This window comes from Veillonella intestinalis, assembly GCF_943193155.1.
Lineage (GTDB): Bacteria > Bacillota > Negativicutes > Veillonellales > Veillonellaceae > Veillonella_A > Veillonella_A intestinalis.
Genome location: NZ_CALPDB010000001.1, coordinates 176,110 through 196,503, shown reverse-complemented (window position 1 = coordinate 196,503; position 20,394 = coordinate 176,110). Strand labels below are relative to the sequence as shown.

Annotated in this window: 14 protein-coding genes; 2 read left to right on the top strand and 12 right to left on the bottom strand. The window is 38.0% G+C overall.

Annotated features, from left to right (window positions below; translation table 11 throughout):
- Window positions 1–49 precede the first annotated feature (49 nt).
- The 3 genes from NFR44_RS00880 to NFR44_RS00870 are packed head-to-tail and all read right to left on the bottom strand — an operon-like array spanning window position 50 to window position 3,881.
- Window positions 50–1,063, bottom strand: coding sequence for a PhoH family protein (locus tag NFR44_RS00880; RefSeq protein ID WP_251440127.1), 1,014 nt, complete (start codon window positions 1,061–1,063; stop codon window positions 50–52).
- A 14-nt stretch (window positions 1,064–1,077) separates the two neighbouring features.
- A complete protein-coding gene (gene mnmL / locus NFR44_RS00875; RefSeq protein ID WP_251440122.1) occupies window positions 1,078–2,040 on the bottom strand; it encodes a tRNA modification radical SAM protein MnmL/YtqA in 963 nt (320 codons plus the stop codon).
- Window positions 2,040–3,881: a B12-binding domain-containing radical SAM protein gene (locus NFR44_RS00870; RefSeq protein ID WP_251440121.1), complete on the bottom strand. Its 1,842-nt coding sequence runs from the start codon at window positions 3,879–3,881 to the stop codon at window positions 2,040–2,042. Before NFR44_RS00870 ends, mnmL begins: the two co-directional genes overlap by 1 nt.
- Before the next feature lie 692 nt (window positions 3,882–4,573).
- On the opposite strand from NFR44_RS00870, the gene NFR44_RS00865 reads away from it, so the two are divergent.
- Together NFR44_RS00865 and nadE are read left to right on the top strand one after the other, a co-directional pair.
- Complete coding sequence (locus NFR44_RS00865) at window positions 4,574–5,785, top strand: MFS transporter (RefSeq protein WP_251440119.1); 1,212 nt, start codon at window positions 4,574–4,576, stop codon at window positions 5,783–5,785.
- A 43-nt stretch (window positions 5,786–5,828) separates the two neighbouring features.
- Complete coding sequence (gene nadE, locus NFR44_RS00860) at window positions 5,829–7,781, top strand: NAD(+) synthase (RefSeq protein ID WP_251440117.1); 1,953 nt, start codon at window positions 5,829–5,831, stop codon at window positions 7,779–7,781.
- 127 nt (window positions 7,782–7,908) lie between these two features.
- On the opposite strand, the gene NFR44_RS00855 is transcribed toward nadE, so the two are convergent.
- The 9 genes from NFR44_RS00855 to dcuC all read right to left on the bottom strand — a co-directional run bounded on the left by NFR44_RS00855 (window position 7,909) and on the right by dcuC (window position 20,139).
- The gene (locus NFR44_RS00855; protein WP_251440115.1) at window positions 7,909–8,748 is read right to left on the bottom strand and encodes an HAD family hydrolase; all 840 of its coding nucleotides are present in this window, start codon (window positions 8,746–8,748) and stop codon (window positions 7,909–7,911) included.
- 431 nt (window positions 8,749–9,179) lie between these two features.
- Window positions 9,180–9,557 (bottom strand): hypothetical protein, encoded by a 378-nt coding sequence (locus tag NFR44_RS00850; protein WP_251440113.1) that lies wholly within the window; start codon window positions 9,555–9,557, stop codon window positions 9,180–9,182.
- 72 nt (window positions 9,558–9,629) lie between these two features.
- Window positions 9,630–11,072: an Asp-tRNA(Asn)/Glu-tRNA(Gln) amidotransferase subunit GatB gene (gene gatB / locus NFR44_RS00845; RefSeq protein ID WP_251440111.1), complete on the bottom strand. Its 1,443-nt coding sequence runs from the start codon at window positions 11,070–11,072 to the stop codon at window positions 9,630–9,632.
- A complete protein-coding gene (gatA, locus tag NFR44_RS00840) occupies window positions 11,069–12,526 on the bottom strand; it encodes an Asp-tRNA(Asn)/Glu-tRNA(Gln) amidotransferase subunit GatA (RefSeq protein ID WP_251440108.1) in 1,458 nt (485 codons plus the stop codon). The genes gatB and gatA overlap by 4 nt, the downstream gene beginning before the upstream one ends.
- An 11-nt stretch (window positions 12,527–12,537) precedes the next feature.
- Window positions 12,538–12,828, bottom strand: a complete 291-nt coding sequence (gene gatC / locus NFR44_RS00835; protein ID WP_251440105.1) for an Asp-tRNA(Asn)/Glu-tRNA(Gln) amidotransferase subunit GatC — start codon at window positions 12,826–12,828, stop codon at window positions 12,538–12,540.
- 60 nt (window positions 12,829–12,888) lie between these two features.
- Window positions 12,889–14,913 (bottom strand): NAD-dependent DNA ligase LigA, encoded by a 2,025-nt coding sequence (ligA, locus tag NFR44_RS00830; protein WP_251440784.1) that lies wholly within the window; start codon window positions 14,911–14,913, stop codon window positions 12,889–12,891.
- A gap of 28 nt (window positions 14,914–14,941) precedes the next feature.
- Window positions 14,942–17,137: a DNA helicase PcrA gene (pcrA, locus tag NFR44_RS00825; protein WP_251440102.1), complete on the bottom strand. Its 2,196-nt coding sequence runs from the start codon at window positions 17,135–17,137 to the stop codon at window positions 14,942–14,944.
- 107 nt (window positions 17,138–17,244) lie between these two features.
- Window positions 17,245–18,522 (bottom strand): manganese-dependent inorganic pyrophosphatase, encoded by a 1,278-nt coding sequence (locus NFR44_RS00820; RefSeq protein WP_251440100.1) that lies wholly within the window; start codon window positions 18,520–18,522, stop codon window positions 17,245–17,247.
- Between the two features lie 231 nt (window positions 18,523–18,753).
- On the bottom strand, window positions 18,754–20,139 hold the full coding sequence (gene dcuC / locus NFR44_RS00815) for a C4-dicarboxylate transporter DcuC (RefSeq protein ID WP_251440098.1): 1,386 nt from the start codon (window positions 20,137–20,139) through the stop codon (window positions 18,754–18,756).
- Window positions 20,140–20,394 lie beyond the last annotated feature (255 nt).

Genomic DNA, 20,394 nt, shown 5'->3' with positions numbered 1-20,394 from the left:
CTCACTATATTGAGTAATTAAATCATCAAGGTCCCCATATTCACAATCATTACTCGTTTGTCTCTTTATTCATTGCTTTAGCTGCCTCTTTAGCAATCTCACGACTTGTTTTTATGCCTTCATAGCGCTCGTAGGCACGAATAATTTTACTTACCAAATCATGACGCACTACATCTTCATCGGTGAAATGTACCATAGAAATACCAGCCAAACCTTTTAATACCTTTTCAGCTTCTACTAAACCAGAAATCATCCGACCTGGTAAGTCAATTTGAGTACGGTCACCATTAATAACCATTTTAGAATTATTCCCTAAACGAGTTAAAAACATTTTCATCTGTTCCGGTGTTGTATTCTGGGCCTCATCAAGGATAATAAAAGCATTTTCTAAGGTACGCCCACGCATATACGCAAGAGGAGCTACTTCAATGATACCTTTCATCATGAAACGATCCACTTGCTCTAAACCAAACATATCATTAAGCGCATCATATAAAGGACGTAAATAAGGATCTACTTTCTCTTTCAAATCCCCTGGTAAATAGCCAAGTTTTTCACCCGCTTCTACCGCAGGCCGTGTTAAAATAATGCGCTCTACATCACGATTCTTCAAGTAAAAAGCAGCTAATGCCACGGCTAAAAAGGTTTTGCCCGTACCAGCTGGCCCTATGCCAAAAGTAATCGTATTGCGACGAATACTATCGACATATACCTTTTGCCCTTCAGTTTTAGGAGTAATCATGCGCCCTTTAATAGTCACATTAATTGTATCTTCAAACATGGTATGCAATAAATCAGCTTTACCACTTTTTACCATTTTTACAGCCATACGAATTTGCTGCTCCGTGATGGCACTACTTTCATTATAAAGGAATACTAATTCCTCTAATACTCGCCAAAATTGATTGACAATCTCGTCCTCACCTTTCAGTTGTAACGTATCGCCACGACTCACTACTTGGCAAGGTAACTCTTCTACCATAATTTTTAAATGACGCTCTTGCAAACCTAAAATAGGGCCTGCCATTTCATATCGAGGAAACGTAAATGTTCGTTCCGTCATACACTTCTCCTTTGCTATAAAAATTTACGTACAGCTGAGCCATTTAAGTAATTACATAAATCACCTTGACGCACATCTCGTTCTTCCATGCGCCGTTCTATTTCTTCTTGAATACGCCACCAGCCCATGGACCAATTAGTAAACAAGGTATTTTCTTCTGGAGCTCGGCCAACTAAGCGCTGCAATACAATCTGTTCATCTAGATTGCGCAAAAAGGCAATTACCCGCTCAATATATTCATCAGCACTAATCAAAGTAAACTGCCCTTCTTCATACCACTTCGCCATAAGTGTGTTTTTAACAATATACAGTGCATGAAGTTTCACCTGATCAACGCCTAAAGCAGTCAACATACGGGCTCCTTCTACCGTATCAGTCATCGTATCCCACGGCAAATTAACAATCATATGGACGCACACGCTAAAACCATATCGTTTAGTGCGCAACACCGCATCAATAAATTCAGCCATGCCATGACCACGATTTATTTTTTCTAAAGTATGATAATTGACCGATTGTAAACCGTATTCTAAATATATATCGACACCATAGGTTTCTTTAATATCTTGTAGAATCTCTAAATAGGTATCATTAATACAATCTGGTCGTGTAGCTATAGCCAAGCCAACGGTGCTATCAATACAACCTGCTTCCATATAAGCCCTGAAACGCTCTGGATCTAGATAGGTATTGCTAAAGTTTTGATAATAGGGAATATATTTATACGCCTTATATTTGGGCGCAATGTGGGCAATATTTTTAACGAGTTGCTCCTGAACTGTCATAGAAGCTGGCAAATTCTCATAACCAGCTCCAATTTCACCACAGAATACACAACCACCCACGCCCGCTGAACCATCACGATTCGGACAAGTTAAAGGCAAAGCTACTGGTAATTTATATACTTTTTCACCATATTTTTCTTTTAAAAATGTAGATATTGGTCGATACCGTTTTGGTTTCGTTGTATCACTCATTAACTAGCTACTACCTCCGGTCTTACAAACGGCGTTTGCCGTTGTTTTACATCTATAATTAAGGTCACTTTGGAGAGCCCCGCTTTTTCATAAGCACACATTGACTCCTCTGTAATAGCTCCTAAAATGTGAGCTGTTCCTAAGGTTACTGTATGTTCACAATAATCTTGGCGAATTCGGCGCCATTCTACAAAACGATATGTAGGAATAAATTGCTGTACCAATTCTTCGTCTCGCCAAAAAGCCTCGCCAGCTTGCAATAATTCTTTCGTCTGCTTAGGTAAACCTAACTCATCACCACGTACCTTACCACCAAAGCTAACCAAACAATCATATTCTAATAATTCTTGACTAATCACATCATCTTGAGATTCAAAATAGGCATGCAAAAATGCCATTTGGTCGCGATCATTCAATTTACGCTGATGCAAGCCCTGTTGTAACCAGGCCTTAGTCAATTCTTCAAAATAATGAAAAGCGCTTGCTTTTTCCTTAATAAGGCGCTGGCCTAAATATCCAAATACAGTACGCAAACGCTCACTATTATAAAAACGTTCAAATACATCTTCAAAATGTTTTAAAAAGCGTATGTCCTCATAAGGCATTACATGACTCGCCAATACTTCGTACGGTGCTTTCGGATCATACACATACTCAAAATCATCACTACGTTCTAAACCAGAACCTTGCAATAACTTTAAAAAGCCAATTTGCAGAGCATGAGGCGTTAAACTAAACACATCATTAAAGGACTGCGCAAAGCGTTCATATGGCTCATGAGGTAATCCTACAATCAAATCCATATGTACGTGAGTGCGTCCCGCTTTTATAACTGGTGCAATGACTTCACAAATATGCGCCCAATTATTATACCGACGAATCGCTTTTAATGTATCAGCATTTGTACTTTGTACGCCCACTTCTATCTGCATGCGTCCTTTAGGGGCCGTACTTAACAGGGCCACTTCTTCGGTTCCCATAAGAACAGGTTCCATTTCCAAATGGAAATTTGTATTCGTATCAACATCATGCATCCACTGCATCAGTGGTAAATGATGATGTTTCGCACAGTTAAAGGTACGGTCTACAAATTTAACTTGTTTTACCTTATGGTCTACAAACCACTGTAATTCTTGAAAGGTTCGTTCTTTAGGGAAAAACCGTACCGTATTAGCATTACCAGATAAACAATATTGACAAGAAAATGGACAGCCTCGTGACGATTCATAATAAATTATCTTATGCTCCAAATCCACCATATCAGATTCATCATAAGGAAAAGGAATACTCCCTAAATCAGCTACTTCAGCTATCGTTTCAGATCCCTTAATTTTTGTTATGCCCCTATCAGCAGCCATAGTCACTGCTGCATTATTAGAAGCTAAGATATGAAGGTTGTCACTAGTCTCACGGCCTAGTAGACCCGTAATTTCAGGTTCAAACGGAGATTGATTGGCTTCAAGTCGTGCTACTAATTCAGCGAATACTTCCTCCCCTTCACCTTGTACAATATAATCAATATACGAGTGCGCCTCTAATATGCGTCGAGCCGTATAGGAAACTTCTGGACCACCTAATACGATCTTTACCTCTGGTTTGACGGCTTTTAATAAGTTTGCCACATGAAGCGTCATGTCAATATTCCAAATATAACAAGCAAAGCCAACTACATCCGCTTCATGCTCTGTCAAATCACTAATAATATCCAAAACAGGCATATTAATAGTGTATTCCACTATATCATATGCCTGTCCACGGGTACGCCCATAAGCGCGCAAATAACGCAATGCCAAGGACGAATGTATAAATTTTGAATTTAAAGTACTTAATACAACTTTCATCGATATCCTCATCATATGATCGCAGTAAACTACACTGCCACTAACATAGTTATTTCGCTTTATTATACCACAAACTAAGGCAACTATGATAGTTATAGAGGAAAGACAATACTGTTTTGCCCAAGGTTTTACATAAGCTTTACGGAAAATGAATTTGTTACCCTAATTTGTAGGTTAAAATTTCACAGTTACGAATGACTGGACAATCAAAAAATTCTGCCATCAGCTTACTAGTCGGCGCTGTAGGCTGTTCTAATACCTGAAAAAAGCCTTCATAAACAAAGCATGGGTAAAAAGAGCAACTACCGTATCAGTACCACTAAAGAGTTGCCATATAAATCCTTTCCATATATCAATATTTTCTCTTAAAATATATCAAATATATAAACTTTTTCCTTTTTTAATCGAAAATAAACGGTCTATTAGCGTATATCTCCTTTTATTATATAAACTCTCTTCTACTAGGTCAAATTAACGATAATTAATGTAGGTAAATAAAGCTATTAGTGTTACAATAAAAATACAGTTGACAAATTAAACAATTTTTTTACTAGATTAAACAAAATTGAGTGCTAAATCTTAACTAATGTATCAAAGTAAATGTTGCGTATTGACAGCACAAGCAATATGGGAACATAAAGAATATAAAAATACATTTATTTTACATACTATAATTATCCAGTGAGGTACCTATGCTAAACGAAGCCAGTCTTACCCCAGAACCAATAGAACCAAATATATTCCAAAAAGGCCGTGAATATCTACCGGCCGTGTGCCACATGGTCAATGATACAGCCCAAGGTTCGCTACCAGCGCTCCTACCTTTATTTATTACCAATTATGGCTTAACCTATGAAGAAGTCGCTATCATTATCTTTTTCAACACAGCCCTAGCTACTATAGCTCAGCCGTTTTTTGGCTATTTAGCAGACAAACGAACATTCTGGCCCAGCGTACCTATAGGTATTATGATCTGTTGCCTTAGCATATCAGCCATTGGTTTTGTCAGCTCCTATGAAAGCATTATCTTATGCTCCCTAATTGCCGGTTTTGGCTCAGCCCTCTTCCATCCAGAAGCTGCTCGATGGGTAAATGCCCTTTCAGGACAAAAGAAAGGAAAGATTATGGGCTATTTCTCTGTAGGTGGCCAAGCGGGCTTTGCAGTTGGTCCTATTTTAGCGAGTACTGCTTATATCTGGGGCCCACAAAGCTTGATTCTCTTTTCGATCATGGGGGCCCTTTTAGTTACCTTTTATTTATTAGCCAAACCTTATAAATTAGTAGCGGCTCGCCAACAACAAGCCAAACAAACCCAAACTGTAGTTGCCCAAAACGATTGGCATAGTTTCAATATACTATTTATTGTTATTGCCGCTCGCTCCATTATATTTTCTGTGTTAAATACTTTTATTCCTATTTATTGGATCACCCAATTAGGACAAAATACAGCGTCAGGCAACTTTGCCTTATCAGCCTTTTTTATCTGCGGTGTTATAGTTACCCTTATTGGCGGCACCTTAGCCGATCGCATCGGTTTTGTTAAAGTCATTCGTTATTGTTACATACTACTTGTACCAATCATGTTAGCTTTTACCCTCAGTAATGAATATTGGCTATCTATGTTACTTCTATTACCTCTAAGTTTGGGTGTCTTCTCACAATATAGCCCTATCGTTATTCTAGGCCAACAATATTTAGCCAAAAATATCGGTTTTGCCTCGGGAATTACGCTAGGTCTTGGTATCACCTTAGGCGGCATTGTAACGCCTTTAATTGGTAAATTAGCAGATATCTATGATTTGCAAACCGCTTGGCTAACCCTTAATCCAATATGCTGGCTAGCTCTATTAGCAACCTTTTTAATTACTGATATACCGCGTTTTAAACGTAAAAATAAGGAATAAAACTATTTTTATGGAACTACTAAAACTATATAAGGAGATCTCTATGATTCGAGTTGGAATAGGACAAATTGAAGTTGTCTCTGGCAACCCCCGTAAAAATAAAGAAACCATTCTCCAAGCCATAGCCTACGCTAAAGCACTACGCTTAGATTTACTTATTTTACCTGAACTAGCCATTAGTGGCTATTTAGTTGGCGATGCTTGGGATCAACCATCTTTTGTAAATGAATGTGTAAAAATGGGCGAAGATATTATAGCCGCTACGCAGAATATAGCTCTTATCTTTGGTAATGTTGGTATAGATGCAACTAAACGCAACGCCGATGGTCGCATTCGCAAGTATAATGCTATCTTCGCCGCTCAAAATGGGAAAAAAATTGCACCTCAAGAATCCCCCTATCCCTTTGTAATAAAAACATTAGACCCAAACTATCGCTTTTTTAATGAAGCTCGATATTTTACAAATCTTACAACAGTAGCCTATGAATTACAGCGTCCAATTGAAGAATTTGTGGGCCTATTACCGTTTTCTTTTAAAGGGCAACCATTTACAGTAGCACCTTTACTATGTGAAGATAGTTGGGATGAAAATTACATATTCTCCCCTACGGCAGCCCTTTATGAAAAAGGAAAAAACAGTAATACTGCTATTGATGCTTATATCAATATTTCAGCATCCCCTTTTACCCTTGGTAAAAATGAACGCCGCCATCGCTTATTTCAAGAACGTGCTAATGAATTAGACGGCCCTATTTTTTACATAAATTCAGTAGGTTTACAAAATAATGGCAAATCTCTCTGCACCTTTGATGGCCAATCTACCGTGTATACAGCAACAGGAACTATTAGTGTTCAGTTACCTGCCTACGAAGCAACGGTATATCCCGTTTTGTTGGAACAGTTAGATGGTCGCCACTTTGAGCCTGTCAATTTATTAGAAGGTAAGGCCATAAAAAAAGAGACTCTTAATATAGAGCCGCCTAATGAAATTGAACAAATTTTTAGAACCTTACAATATGGAATTCGTAGCTTTTTAAGTCAAACAGGTATAAAAAAAATAGTGATTGGTGCTTCTGGGGGCATCGATTCAGCTCTTAATGCGGCCCTATTTGCTACTATACTAGATCCAAGTCAAATATATTTAGTAAATATGCCGTCGCGCTTCAATTCTAGTGCTACAAAAGATTTAGCGGCTCAACTAGCACACAATTTAGGTTGCCACTATGCCGTGTGTCCTGTAGAAGATAGTCTCCATTTAACAACTAACCAATTAAGTGAATTGACCTTTAGTCGGCCTTCTGGTGAAACAGAAACACTGACTATCAGCTCATTTGTTAAAGAAAATATCCAAGCTCGCGATCGCTCTAGTCGTATTTTAGCTGGTATAGCAGCTGCTATTGGTGGAGCCTTTACTTGTAATGGCAATAAAACTGAATTTACGATTGGGTATGCAACCCTGTATGGTGATTTAGCTGGTTTCCTAGCCGCTACTGGGGACTTATGGAAATACCAGGTATACGGATTAGCTCAATATTTAAATAAAGAAATCTACAAGCGAGAGGTCATCCCCCAAGGTACGATTGATATAATTCCTAGTGCTGAACTCTCTGAAAATCAAGATATTACAAAAGGACAAGGGGATCCTTTACAATATGAATATCATGACCGTCTATTTCGTGCCATGATTGAACCATGGAATCGATTAAGCCCAGAAGATTTCCTCTTGGCCTATAAAGAAGATTATTTAGAAGAACTACTAACTATACCACAATCAATCCACCATTATTTTAAAACAACTCAAGAGTTTATTAATGACCTCGAGCGTTGGTGGAACTTATTTAGCGGTATGGCGGTAGCTAAACGCATCCAAAGTCCCCCTATTGTTGTAGTCAGTCGTCGTGCCTATGGTGGTGATTTATTAGAGGCACAGATGAAACCATATTATACAGATTTGTATTATACCTTAAAGAATGAACTATTAGAAAATGAACTATAATAAATCCCCTAATACTAGCTTTTTACAGCTTTATTAGGGGATTTTTATTATTCTTTAATTGTTATGTAAGTTCTATCCTATAAACCTACACAATTATAAGTAAAACACGTGTATAACTAGCTATAATTTACATACACTGCAACTCTTCTACTGCTTTTACCTTATTAATAATAGTTTTAACAATGCTTTCTAAACGGCTATTTTCTTCATAATCAGCAGGAGTAATAAAATTCACTCGATTATCCTTTATCAACTTAGTGGCCGATGCTAAACCAGATTCATTATCACGATTATATACCGCAATAGACTGCCCGCCATTCACTTTAACCAGTTTCATACACGGCACGTCAGTTAACCCGTCACCAATATATATCATATTACTAAAAGGTACCCGTCGCTTAGCTTCAGGCGTATATTGATTTAATTCTCTATCACTATGCGTGGTAATATCTAACACACCCTTATTGATGCGGAATAAAAACTGAGTTTTAGCTGTATAATTAACAGCTACCTTAGGCCATTCAATGAGTTCATTATAATCATATTTAAATTCACAGGCATAAATTTTCTTAAAATACTTAGCAACACTAGTGCCATCAATAATTTCTTTTACCCCTGATGATACGATATAATGTTCTACTTCTACCCCCTGTGAAGCACCATAAGCATTAATGCGGTCAAACCAAGTAGCTATACCAGGGAAAAACTCAATGCCTTTACCAAGACTATTAAGTGTTTCTCGGGTAATACGTACTTCATGTCGTTGACTCATTTTAACCATCATGAACATGTATGCTAAAATACCGTCCATCCCTTCACTATCAGTTAAACCATTAGCTTCTTGCCAAAATTCGGCAGGCGTCATTCCAAGCTCAGGAATAAAACCATATTCTTGCATATCTTTAGTACAAAGTGTTTTGTCAAAATCATACATTAACGCCACAATAGGCTTCTTTATTTGCTCCATAGTTTTCCTCATCTATCCACTATTGATTTACGTAGCCTGCGATTAGCTTAGTTCGTAAGCTACTGTTGAATTACATTTAAATTACTTTTGAATTGCTTTTCTAATACTTTATATACATATACAATAGCGAAAATATTGAGGAAACGCAAGCTGTTAACCAATCAAAAAACTCTCGATATAAAAATAAGTTGACATCCGCACTACAGTCTCATAGCAATTGTGTCTGCCTTATTGGCACTTCATCACAAAATCATTTCAAAAAACGCTCGGTATGAAAATAAGCTGACACCGGCACTACAGACTCTTAGCAATTGTGTCTGCCTTATTGGCACTTCATCAGAAAATTGTTTCAAAAAACGCTCAGTATGAAAATAAGTTGGCATCCGTGTTTACACGGCGAGCCAACGCTTTTCATACTGAGCGTTTATCTCCTAAAACAGTTTTCGCAAAAGCGCCAATAAAGCAACACCAATTGCGACTACACTAAACCCAATCAAAAATAAACTACCAAAAAAGAACAACACACCTAAAGCAACGGCCGCCAAGGTAGCCAACACAAGCTTTCCCTTCCAACCTAAAGAACTAAATGTATATACCTTCATCTTAGGAAAGCCTTCATGGGTGCCATAAGGCCCTTCATTCGATCCATAGGCATAGGCCTCTTTAGTTTCCTTTTGCTTAGCACGACGAATATCTTCTTCTGATTGTTCACGGCCTTCTTCATCAATGGTCATACCATCGAAAGCACGACGTTCTTCATCAGATAAGACATTCGTGTTTTTTGTTTCATAAGATTGTTTATTTTCCATAGGCAATCTCCTGTGTCCTTACTATAAGACGAGCAGATTTTTACTGATACAGCTAAATATATCAGTAATTATTTATGCTTTCAAATGTTTCTGTAATAATTCATTAACTACACCAGGGTTAGCACGGCCCTTGCTAAGTTTCATAACTTGGCCCACTAAGAAACCAATCGCTTTACCTTTACCGCTTTGGAAATCTTCAACTGATTTTGGATTATCCGCAATAACTTGTTTTACGATTTCTTCAATAGCGCCTGTATCAGTAATCTGAACAAGGCCCTCTTCTTCTACGATTTTCTGAGGATCCTTACCCGTTTCCCACATAGAAACGATAACTTTCTTAGCAATTTTACCAGAAATAGTACCTTTTTCAATTAAAGCAATCATAGCTGCTAATTGTTCTGGTTTTACTTTAGCTTCAGCGAAGGTAATGCCCGCTTCATTGACCATTTTAGATAAATCACCAAGCATCCAGTTAGCCGCTGTTTTAGCATCCGCCCCTGCTTTTACCGCTGCATCTAAATAATCAGCAGTTTCACGCATAGTAGTCAAAATATTGCTATCTTCTTCAGATAAGCCATATTCTGCTTTGAAACGAGCAATCTTAGCATCTGGCAATTCTGGTAAAGATTGACGAGCTTCTTCAATTTGTTCATCGCTGATTACGATTGGTACCAAATCTGGCTCTGGGAAGTAACGGTAATCATTTTCTGCTTCTTTTTTACGCATAGATAAAGTCATACCTTTACCATCATCCCAAGTGCGTGTTTCTTGTACAATTTCGCCACCATCTTCTAATGTTTCAGCCTGACGAACGGCTTCATATTCAATCCCTTTTTGCAAAGCAGTTAAGGAGTTCATATTTTTAATTTCTGTTTTTGTGCCTAATTTTTCTTCGCCCATTAAACGAACTGAAATATTAGCATCGCAACGCAAACTACCTTCTTCCATACGCACATCAGATACGTCTAAGTATTTAATGATGGAGCGAAGTTTTTCCACATAAGCTCTAGCCTCTTCACCAGAACGAAGATCTGGTTCAGATACGATTTCTAGAAGTGGCACACCCGTACGGTTATAGTCTACATTAGAAGAGTCAGACGTGCTAATGGTATTGCCGCTATGAACTAATTTACCAGCATCTTCTTCCATGTGAATACGAGTAATGCGAATACGACGAGTTTCACCATTCACTTCAATATCTAAATGACCATTGAGACAAATTGGTAAGTCATATTGCGAGGTTTGCCAGTTTTTAGGCAAATCTGGATAATAATAGTTTTTGCGGTCAAATTTATTAAATTGTAAAATTTCACAATTTAAAGCTAAGCCTACACGAATCGCATAGTCTACGACCTTTTTATTAAGTACTGGCAATACCCCTGGAAGTCCTAAACAAACAGGGCACACATGGGTATTTTGGTCTCCACCAAATTCAGTGGTACAACCGCAGAAAATTTTAGACTTTGTTTTTAATTCCGTATGTACTTCCAGTCCTACGACTGTTTCATATTTCATAGTGTTACCTCCCCAATGGATGCTACTTTATTACATTCAGGACGAGCTTGCTCAAAGGTATAAGCAGTGCGTAGTAACACCTCTTCACCCATAGCAGGCGCCAATAATTGCATGCCAATCGGCATACCATTGCTTGCAAAACCAGCAGGGATTGAAATACCAGGAATACCAGCCAAGTTAACTGGGGTGGTACAAATATCTTCCATATACATAGATAATGGATCATTAATTTTTTCACCAAATTTAAACGCTGTATTTGGTGCTGTTGGCGTTAATAATACATCTACATTTTCAAAAGCCGCATCAAATTCATTTTTAATCAAACGACGTGCTTTCAACGCTTTCAAATAATAAGCATCATAGTAACCAGAACTCAATACATAGGTACCAAGTAAAATACGGCGTTGTACTTCAGGTCCAAAACCTTCCGTACGCGTCTTAGTCGACATTTCAACTAAATTATCAGCTGGTACACGTAAGCCATAGCTTACCCCATCATAACGGGCTAAGTTAGAACTAGCTTCTGCTAAGGCAATAATATAATATGCGGACAAGGCATATTTAGACGTAGGCAAGCTAACTTCTACAATTTTAGCGCCTAAATCTTCATAAGTCTTTGCGGCTTTTTCAATCGCTTCGCGGACTTCACTATTAATACCATCGCCAAAATATTCTTTTGGCATACCTATTTTCAAGCCTTTTACATCGCTTACTAAGGCTTTTGTGTAATCAGGACGGTCCCCTGGAATGGACGTAGAATCACGATGGTCATGACCAGTAATCGCATTCAATACAATGGCTGCATCAGTTACATCGCGTGTGACAGGGCCAATCTGATCTAAGGAAGATGCAAAGGCAATCAAACCATAACGAGATACATTGCCATAGGTTGGTTTTAAACCTACTACGCCACAATACGCCCCTGGCTGACGAATCGAACCACCCGTATCAGACCCTAACGCCCAAATAGCACTACCAGCGGATACAGCAGCTGCACTACCACCGGAAGAACCACCTGGTACATATTCTGCATTCCATGGATTCGTTGTTTTAGCTAACGCTGAGTTTTCTGTAGACCCACCCATAGCAAATTCATCCATATTAACTTTACCAAGACTTACATAATCTTGGCTGGCTAACTTTTCAATAACTGTAGCATTATAAGGGGGCACAAAGTTTTCTAACATTTTAGAAGCACATGTAGCCTTTTGATCTTTAATACAAATATTATCTTTAATGGCGCCTGGAATACCTGCCAATGGTGAAATTGTTTCACCAGCTGCAATTTTTTCATCTACTTTAGTCGCTACTGCCAAAGCAGCTCCATGAGAGTCTGATAAGTACGCATGTACGGTTGGCTCAGTTTTTTCTTTATGAGCAATAACAGCTTTGGTTAATTCTACAGCAGATAATTCCTTAGCTGTTAATTTTTGATGTAATTCATGAATTGTCACAGTGCTTCCTCCTATTCCTGTATAACTCGCGGTACTTTGAAGTAACCATTTTCTTCTTCTGGTGCATTTTGTAATGCTAAGTCATGGTCGAGTGATGGTTTAACTTCATCTTCGCGGAATACATTTTGTAACGGCACTGCGTGAGCCATAGGTTGTACCCCATCAAGGTCCAATTCTTCTAATTCTGTTACATATGATAAAACGTCATTTAAGGCTTTTTCTACAGAGCCCATATTCTCTTCACTAATATCTAAGCGTGATAATAAAGCAATCTTCTTGATTTCGTCCCGATTGATTTTCATGCGTACACATCCTTTCATTGTATTATTATATCAAATCAGCTGTAACAATACAAAACAAGCCTACTGCCAGTCTTTAATTAAATCTAAAAACTCAGCTTCATTCATAATACGAATACCTAATGTTTCAGCTTTAGTTAATTTACTACCGGCTTCAGCACCAGCAATAAGAATGGTAGTCTTCTTACTAACCGAACCGGTAATCTTCGCCCCATGAGACGCTAGTAACTCACCCGCTTCTTTACGGCCCATACTTTCCAAAGTACCAGTTAATACAATGGTTTCGCCAGCTAATTCAGTCCCACTTGGTTCAGCTACCTCTTCTTCCATAACAACGCCTACCTTGCGTAAGGACTCAATTAAGGCTAAATTATATGGTTCTTCGAAATAAGCTACTAAGCTTTCTGCCATAGTAGGGCCTATTTCACTAACGGCTGTTAAGGTCTCCACGGTAGCATTTTGTAAGGCTTCCATCGTAGGAAAATGTTCTGCAATTGTACGCCCTGCTTTAGCGCCAATTAAGCGAATACCTAAAGCAAATAACAAGCGACCTAAGCCTCTCGTTTTCGATGCCTCAATAGCATTCAATAAATTCTGGGCTGACTTTTTCCCCATGCGCTCCATCGTTACCAATTGCTCTTCTGTTAATGCATACAAATCAGCTACTGTAGTAATTAATTTATAGGCAATCAAGCTTTCTACAATACTTGGGCCTAAACCATCAATATTCATAGCATCACGAGAGGCAAAGTGAATGATTTTCTCTTTTTCTACCGCCGGACAATGCTCATTACTACAACGAACAGCCACTTCGCCAACACGACGTACCGTAAGCGAATCACAAATTGGGCAATGACTAGGCATAGTAAATTCTACTTCACTACCAGTCCGCTTTTCAGGTAATGATTTAATGACTTCTGGAATAATTTCTGCCGCTTTATGAATCATTACATGGTCACCAATGCGAATATCTTTATCTTTGATAAAATCTTCATTATGGAGCGTAGCACGCGCCACATTCGTGCCTGACACAAATACAGGCTCCAATTCAGCCGTAGGTGTCAACACGCCCGTACGGCCAATATTAATCGTAATATCTTTAACAATCGTCTCTACTTCTTCTGGTGGATATTTAAAGGCTGTAGCCCAACGAGGGTCCTTAACGGTAGCCCCAAGTTGCTCTTGATCTTCAAAAGCATTGACCTTAATTACCATACCATCTGTATCATACGGTAGATTATGCCGTTCTTCATCCCAATAAGCAATTCGTTCAATTATCTCATCCGCTGTATGGCATACCGTATAATTTTGGTTTACATGAAAATGAAAATTGTCTAAGGTATGTAATAATTCACTTTGCGATTGGATATGAGCACCTTCTGAAGATCCCAAAGCATAGGCAAAAAAATCTAAATTACGACTAGCTGTAATAGCTGGATCTAATTGGCGTAAAGAACCAGCAGCCGCATTGCGAGGGTTCACAAAGGTAGGCAACCCTTCCGCTTCCCGTTCTTCATTGATACGCTGAAATTCTTTATGAGGCATATACACTTCCCCGCGAATTTCTATATAAGGCGGTGCCTTCTCAATCCATAAAGGTACCGATTGAATCGTGCGCACATTGTTGGTAACATCTTCACCGACGCGCCCATCACCACGAGTGACAGCCCGCACTAATACGCCATTTTCATAATGTAAATTACATGCCAAACCATCAATCTTAAGTTCCACTACATATTCTGGACGGTGACCTAAATCTCGTTCAGTCCGTTCTATGAAACTGCTCACTTCTTCATATGTGAATACATTACCTAAACTAAGCATAGGTGAGCCATGTACTACTTTTGGAAAATCTCCTTCCACTTTAGCACCCACTCGTTGAGTCGGTGAATACGAGGTAATATACTCTGGATGAGCAGTCTCAAGCTCTACCAATTCACGATACAGCTTGTCATATTCATAGTCCTCCATTTGTGGCACATCTTTAACGTAATACAAGTAACCACAATAGGACAATAATTGTTGTAGCGCATGTGTTTTAGCTTCTTCTGTAGTCGCTACAGCTAATGCCTCTCGTAAGGTTGTCATTGTTGGCATAACATATTCTCCTGCAATCTTACTTTTCTAATCGTTTTACTGGGGCAAATTGCGCCATAATTAAGCGCACACCCTGTGTAGGAAATTCAATTTTAAGTTTCAAACCTGGTCCTGACCCCTGTAATTCTAATACTGTACCATTTCCCCATTTAGCATGAACCGCTGTATCACCTACTTGCCAATCTTCAACTACAGGATTGCGTAAAGTAGGCTTAGTCACAGGGCGTGACATAACAGAAAGATGAGCTGGTACATGTCGCTGTACGTCGTCCCGAACTTTTCGTTTAGGCCGCAATTCTTCTATTAAACCTTCAGGAATTTCTTTTAAAAATCGAGATGGCAAATAACCATTAGTTCGACCAAATACAGTTCGTGTCGTTGCATTTAATACGTACAATTCTTTTTCAGCTCGCGTAATCCCTACATAACAAAGACGGCGTTCTTCTTCAATCTCTTCTGGATTCATAAGAGTCCGACTATGAGGGAATAAACCTTCTTCAAGGCCTGCTAAAAATACAATAGGAAATTCCAAGCCCTTTGCAGAATGCAAGGTCATAAGCGTTACCTTAGAATCGGCTTGTTCGTAAGTATCTACATCATTCACTAAAGCCACTTGCTCTAAAAAGTCCTGCACTGTTCCCGTTGGATTTTCATCTAAAAATACTTTAGCCACGGAAAGCAATTCACCAATATTCTCTACCCGTGCTTCATCTTGTGGATCTGTACTAAGTTCTAACTCTTTTAAATACCCTGTTTTTTCTAAAATAGACTCTAAAATTTGAAGTACATTATGGTCATCCATCATAGCCACTAAGGTAAAAATTAAAATCCCAAACTCTTCTAATTTATCCTTAGTTTTTCCTTTAATAGTAGGAATTTGATTCAACATCGTTAATGTCATAAATAAAGAATTGCCCGTTTCCCGTGCATAATCTTGTAATTTCCCTACTGTTGTGGCCCCAATACTCCGCTTTGGCACATTAATAATGCGCAATAAACTCAAATCATCAAACGGATTAAACAATACCTTCAAATAGGCCAATACATCTTTAATCTCTTTACGATCATAGAACTTAGTGCCCCCTACCATAACATATGGCACACCTCGTTTAATTAGCCCTTCTTCTAACGCCCGTGATTGTGCATTAGTACGGTATAAAATCGCCATATTACCATAAGGTACTTCATGTAAATCGTGCTGTTTAGTAATAGTTTCACTAATAAAAGCGGCTTCTTCCTGTTCAGATTGTGCTTCAAAGTGACGAATCTTAGGGCCCATATCTTGATCAGTCCACAACACTTTATCAGGGCGTCCTTCATTATTATCAATAACCGCATTGGCAGCTTCTAAAATAGTTTTTGTGGAGCGATAATTTTGTTCTAACTTAATCGTCTTACACGCAGGATAGTCTTTTTCAAAATCTAAAATATTTTGAATATCAGCACCGCGCCAAGCATAAATACTCTGATCCGCGTCACCTACTACACATATATTCTGCCATTTAGAAGCTAGTAAATGGGCTAATGTATATTGAGCATGGTTTGTATCTTGATATTCATCAATCATAATATAACGAAAACGATGACTATATTTAGCTAATACATCTGCTTTGCTTTGTAATAGTTTAACAGCTACGAGCAATAAATCATCAAAATCAAGAGCATTATTTTTGCGTAGTTCTCGCTCGTAATAGTCATAAACATCAGCTACTTTTTGACTATAAAAATCACGAGCATCCATACGAAAGTCATGCGCTAATAACAAGCGATTCTTAGCATCTGAAATAGCACTGAGCATAGCTCCTACAGGAAAATATTTGTCATCTAAATTTAATGCTTTTAATGCGCCTTTAATGACGGCTTGAGAGTCACCCGTATCATAAATAGTAAAATTTTTACTATACCCTAAAAAATTATCTAATTCAAAGCGTAAGAATTTAGCGCAGAAGGAATGAAATGTGCTAAGCCAAATACGATCTGCCAAAGAACCTACCAAATCTTCTACACGACTTTTCATTTCTTTAGCGGCTTTATTTGTAAAAGTAATTGCTAAAATTTCATAGGGATTTACCCCTTGCGCTAATAAATGAGCAATTCGATAAGTAAGAACTCGTGTTTTACCGGAACCGGCGCCCGCTACAATTAATAAGGGACCTTCCGTAGTGCGTACCGCTTCTTGTTGCTCTGTATTCAAACCATCAAATAAACTACTCATAACAGTCCTTTCCTTACTTTTAATCGGTAATGAACAAAAACGTTGCAAGAGGCAACGTTTTTGTCAATTCACACTTCAATTAAATAGCTAATCACTACTTAATTGGCTTATTTCATAGCTCCCCAAATTTGAGGAACAATTTGTTTTTTACGAGATAAAGTATTAGCGAGGAATACTTCTTGGTCTTTTGGTTCTTCGCCGAAAGCAGCTTTTACAATATGTGCTACATCACCAGCAAATAATAGATTTGTGCTTTCTTTTAGAATATCCGTTACCATAATATAAGATGCTACATAATTATTAGCAGCCCGTAATTCTTCTAACGCTTTTAATAACGCTGGTTTACGAGTCAACACATCATCAGCATTCATAGTAGATAATTGACCGATTGTAAATACTTGGCCATTAGCACTAAATTCTTTCATATCAGTACGAACAATTTTTTCATCGCTAAAATCAGATACATCAGCACCAGCTTTTAACATTTCAAGACCATATGCTTCTAAATCAACACCAGCAATAGTAGCTAATTTTTTAGCTGTTTCTACATCTTTTGGTGTGCAAGTTGGCGAACGGAATAATACAGTATCAGAAATAATAGCTGATAATAAAAGCCCTGCAATATGTTTTGGAATGTCTTGGCCATATTGCCAGTAGAAATTAGCTACAATAGTACAAGAACAGCCTACTGGCTCGTAATGAATGAAAATAGGATTTTCAGTCACTAAACCACCAATACGATGGTGATCTACGTTTTCTACGATTTCAGCGTCTTCAATATCATCAATAATTTGAACCTTTTCATTATGATCGATTAAAATTACTTTTTGTTTTTCTTTAGGTGCTTCTACATGAGAACGAACCATACCAAAATAGGTATCCCCATCAACTACTGGGAATGCACCATTATGGCCACGATCAAATTCTTTCAATTTTAAATCTGGAGAAATAAGTTGACAACCAGCTTTGGATACTAACTCGCCAGCTGTCACAGTTTTCTGTTCAAGCCAAGCGCCTGCTAATGCTTCAATCAAACGACTTGGTAAAATCACACCTACGAATTTACCATCTTTTACAACAGGAACACGATTCATATCATGTTCTTTGCGCCATGCAAGAACAGCTTCTAAATTAGCATCTGCTTCTACCGCTGGTACAGCTTCTAATACATCTTTAATGCGTACAGCAAAGCTAGTTACGATTTCAGGATGTTCTACTTTAAAATAATCGAGTACAAAGGACGTTTCCTTATTCGCAGGACCAGCACAAATTGCTTTAGCCGAAATGCCCATTTGATTTTTTAAATTAGCATAGCCTAAAGCAGAACAGAAAGAATCAGTATCAGGGCTCTTATGGCCAGTTACGAAAATCACATTTTCACTCATGTATATCACCTCATAAAATATTTAGAATTAACGAAGTTAATTTATCTTATTTATTATATCATAGATTACCCCTTTTCAGTATGGGTAAATAGAGGATGACAAAAAAATCTCCACCCAATGTATCAGGTGGAGATTTTCATTAATTTTTATTGAGCAACTACGCTGTAATCACTCTGTAATTACACTGTCATAACTATGTTTTTACTAACTAGTACTTTACTTATGTTTTAATTATAAGAACATAACAAAGTTAGCAATAACTAATGTAATACCGGCCCCTATCATTGGAATAGCGGTCCGTTTTACCAAATCAAATGGAGATATACCAGCCATACCAGAAGCTACTACAATTACAGCTGTAATTGGTGAAATTGCGCGGAACGCACTGGCAATAAAGTGCATTGGCAAAATCATAAGAGCTGCAGAAACCCCTGTAGATGCTGCAATGGATGGTACTAAGTTAGCAAAAGCGAAGAATGGCGCATTACCAGACCCCATTACAACAGAAGATACACCAATAATTGCTACCATTACTAAGGTAATACCGATACCACCAAAACCAGATGACTTAGCCCAGTTAATTAGCGCATCAATAGTACCAATCGCCATAAGACCTTTAGCAAATAATTCACCTGCTACGATAAGGCTGACTACATTTGCCATTTGACGACCCATGCCGTCAAAGTATACTTGTAAATCGGCAAGTACGGATTTACCGTCTAACGTACGTACATATTGGAAAATCATGCCAATAGTTGTACCAATTAACATAGCCATAATAATGTTCATTTTAATCCAAGAAATCCATAGGCTAGAGAAAGATAAAATTAAAGCTAATGGAATAACTGGTAAAATTGCATAATACAACGGTGCTTCAACTTTTAAGTCTTCATTTGTCATTTTGTCTTCATTAACAGTTGCTTCTTGAGCTACCACTACATGGCCATCACGTTTATCCATGTACTTTTGAGTAAAGTAATGAAGAACTGCTACTACTGGGAATACCCATAGCGCTACTGGCACTTGGAAAGAATGCCAATATGTTACTGGGTCAAGACCTGCTAATTCAGCCGCAAAGATTGTACCTGTATCACTTGGGCTCCAGTCCAAACAAAGAGTAGTAGCAATAGCTGCTGTAGCAGACAATTTACTTACACCTAATGCAATCAATACTGGATACATAGTTACCATCAATAGCATCGCTAAACCAGACGCACTATTAATAGCTAACCCAATTACCATACCTAATACCCAGCAAGCACTTAGTACGATATAAGGTGATTTTAACTTCCGTAAAGGCTGAATTGTTAATGTAACTAACGCACGGGATGCTCCAATATGATCCATATAACGTGCAAAGCCTGCTACCGCCATAATATTAAGACCTAATTTAGCTGCACGTTCACTAAATAAAATACGAATAAGTTCGAAAATATCAAAAATAAAATTCCCCGTTGCTTGTTTAGCCCCTAGAATCGTGCCATACCCTAGTAAATATGCTAATGCCAATAATACCATACCACCAATAAAGAGCACGGCTTGCGCTTTGTACCTTTTAAATACAAGGGTACCAATCCATAAAATAACAATCACTGAAATTAAAATATTCACATGCATACCTCCTTACTTTAATCACAACTTAGTAATTCTTTCAGTGTTATTGCCGATGCATGCTGTCCATCTCATACGCATACACCTAATTTTGTATACATTATATCACGAACTTATTCATCTTAATTATACTTAATATGCATAAATGACATTGACTTTTTCTAAAAATTATGAAGCATAAAACAGCTAAGTATTTCTGTATTCGCTCGTCCTTCCAACTAAAAAACGATGAGCATACCTAAAGGTATACTCATCGTTTCA